Annotated in this window: 3 protein-coding genes; all 3 read left to right on the forward strand. The window is 63.4% G+C overall.

Annotated features, from left to right (window positions below; genetic code table 11):
• Positions 1-1,517 (forward strand): pyruvate, phosphate dikinase (locus ACLP9N_RS08215; protein WP_442406925.1); only part of this gene is annotated, 1,517 nt, incomplete at its 5' end.
• Positions 1,510-2,115: a MarR family transcriptional regulator gene (locus ACLP9N_RS08220; protein WP_442406926.1), complete on the forward strand. Its 606-nt coding sequence runs from the start codon at positions 1,510-1,512 to the stop codon at positions 2,113-2,115. The genes ACLP9N_RS08215 and ACLP9N_RS08220, both read left to right, overlap by 8 nt.
• 137 nt (positions 2,116-2,252) lie before the next feature.
• A partial coding sequence (locus ACLP9N_RS08225; RefSeq protein WP_442406927.1) for an acyl-CoA dehydrogenase family protein occupies positions 2,253-2,909 on the forward strand: 657 nt, incomplete at its 3' end.

Consider the following 2,909-nt stretch of genomic DNA (forward strand, 5'->3'; position numbering starts at 1 on the left):
GGCAGGGGTTGCCGGTGCCGCCGGCGTTTTGCATCACCACCGAGGTCTGTACGACGTTCTTCGCCAACCCAGGACGCTGTCTTGACGACATATGGAACGAAGTGCGCGAGAAGATGCGATGGCTCGAGGCCGAGACGTCACGCACATTCGGTTACGGTCCGCGGCCGCTGTTGGTCAGTGTGCGCAGCGGGGCTGCACAATCGATGCCCGGGATGATGGACACGGTGCTCGACCTGGGCATCGACGGCGCGGTCGAAGACGCACTCGCGGATGCTGGGTCCGCGGAGTTCGGACGCGACACCCGCAATCGCTTTATCGACATCTACCGGCGCATCGTGTTGGCTGGTGACGAAAACGTCGAGGTGCCTGCCGACCCCTGGGCGCAGCTACGGGGAGCCGTCGAGGCCGTTTTCGCGTCGTGGAGGAGCCCGCGGGCGATCAACTACCGAGCACATTACGGCCTGGACGACGAAGCCGGCACCGCGGTTATTGTGCAGGCCATGGTGTTCGGCAATCTGGCGCGCGACTCGGGCACCGGGGTTTTGTTCTCCCGTAACCCCATCACCGGCGCCAACGAGCCGTTCGGTGAGTGGCTGGCAAACGGCCAAGGTGAGGATGTCGTCTCGGGCAACGTCGACGTCGAACCCATCGCCGCGTTGCGCGACGCGCAACCGGTCGTCTACGAGCAGCTCATGACCGCGGCGCGGACGCTGGAGCGCCTTGGCGCCGACGTGCAGGATATCGAATTCACCGTCGAAGAGGGCAAGCTGTGGCTGCTGCAGACCCGGACAGCCAAACGGTCAGCTCAGGCCGCGGTGCGCCTGGCGTCACAGTTGCGCCATGAAGGACTGATCGATGATGCGGAGGCGTTGCGCCGGGTGACTCCGGCCCAGGTCCAGACGCTGCTGGAGCCATCGCTGCAACCCGAAACCCGGCTCGCCGCAACACTTTTAGCTAAGGGCCTGCCGGCGTGTCCGGGCGTGGTGTCAGGCAAGGCCTACGCCGACCTCGACGAAGCACTCGATGCCGCCGACGCAGGGGAAGACGTCGTCTTGGTCCGCACCGCGACAAGTCCCGACGACGTGCAGGGCATGCTGGCTGCCCGAGGCATCGTCACCGAGATCGGTGGAGCAACATCGCATGCCGCAGTGGTCAGCCGGGAGATAGGCCGACCGGCCGTGGTGGGGTGCGGTACCGGGGTGGTCGCAGCCCTTGCCGGCAAGCTGATCACCGTCGACGGCTACGAAGGCGAAGTGCGTGAGGGTGTCCTCGAACGCACTGCCTGGTCCGAGACAGACTCACCCGACCTGGCCGAGCTAGCCGAGATCGCCCGCCGCATCAGCCCGATCCGCGCCCACGCACGTGGGGACTACGCGGTGCTTGCCGACACGTCTCCGGCGGCGGTAGCGGACGCGCTCGCCGCTGGTTATACGGACGTCATCTCACCCCATCCCCTGATCACCATGCTAATTGCGCTACGACTGAATGATGACACGAAAGGATTGGCGAATGTCTGAGTTGACTCTGTTGCAGGCCGTCCTACTCAAAGGCCGGGTAAGCGAAGCGTATCTCGTTGCCACTCTCGACGAAGACCCCGCCGACGTCGCGGCGACGTTAGCGCAATTGACCGCAGCCGGCCTGCTGGTCCAAGCCAAGACGCTTCGGATCAGCCCCGAGGGACGCGAACGACTCAACGCCCTACTGGCAGAGGAGCGTTCGGGTGTGGACCAGAACGTCTTGGCCAAATCGTATGACGATTTCCGAGTCGTCAACAACGACTTCAAAGCGCTGGTATCAGACTGGCAGATCAAGGACGGCCAACCTAACTCCCACGACGACCCCGAGCATGACGCTGCGGTACTGAACCGCCTTGACAACGTGCATCAGCAGGTGTTGCCCGTCATCGCCACGGTCACCACACTGTTGCCCCGGCTGAGCGCATACGCCAAGAAACTGAACTCGGCCTTAGCCAAGGTCAAAGCCGGCGACACGATCTGGTTAGCCCGGCCGATCATCGACTCCTATCACACTGTCTGGTTCGAACTGCATGAAGAGTTAATTGCCGCCTCGGGCCTCACTCGCGAAGAGGAAGCCAGGGCCGGGCACGCGAATTAGCGGACACCCAAGGGCACTCGTTGCTTCCCGGCGCCGGTGGGAACTGTCAGCCGGCCGAGCGCCCGGGACCCCGAGGTCCAAACGTCCCAGCCAGGCGTTTAATCTAGAATAAAATCTCTGGTTGAGAGGTGATGGGTGTGAACTCTGCGTTGACCGATGAAGAAACCCTGCTGGTCGAGACGATCCGGGCATTCATCGATCGTGACGTCAAACCGACGGTCCGCGATGTCGAACACGCCAACGAGTATCCCGACAAGTGGATCGAGCAAATGAAGCAGATCGGGATCTACGGATTGGCCATCCCCGAGGAGTACGGCGGCTCGCCGGTGTCGATGTCCTGCTATGTGCTGGTGACCCAGGAATTGGCGCGTGGCTGGATGAGCCTGGCCGGCGCCATGGGTGGGCACACCGTGGTTGCCAAACTGCTGACGCTGTTTGGCACCGACGAGCAGAAGAAGACCTATCTTCCGGCGATGGCTACCGGCGAGGTCCGCGCGACGATGGCGCTCACCGAACCCGGCGGTGGCTCAGACCTGCAGAACATGACGACCACCGCGCTTCCCGACGGTCAGGACCTGGTGATCACCGGTACCAAAACGTGGATCTCCAACGCGCGCCGCTCGGGTCTGATTGCCCTGCTCTGCAAGACCGATCCGAAGGCGACACCGAGGCACACCGGCATCTCCATCGTTCTGGTGGAACACGGTCCGGGCCTGACGGTTTCGCGGGATCTGCCCAAACTGGGCTACAAGGGCGTGGAGAGCTGCGAGCTGTCCTTCGCCGGCTACCGCATT

Source organism: Mycobacterium sp. (assembly GCF_052144515.1).
Classification (GTDB): domain Bacteria; phylum Actinomycetota; class Actinomycetes; order Mycobacteriales; family Mycobacteriaceae; genus Mycobacterium.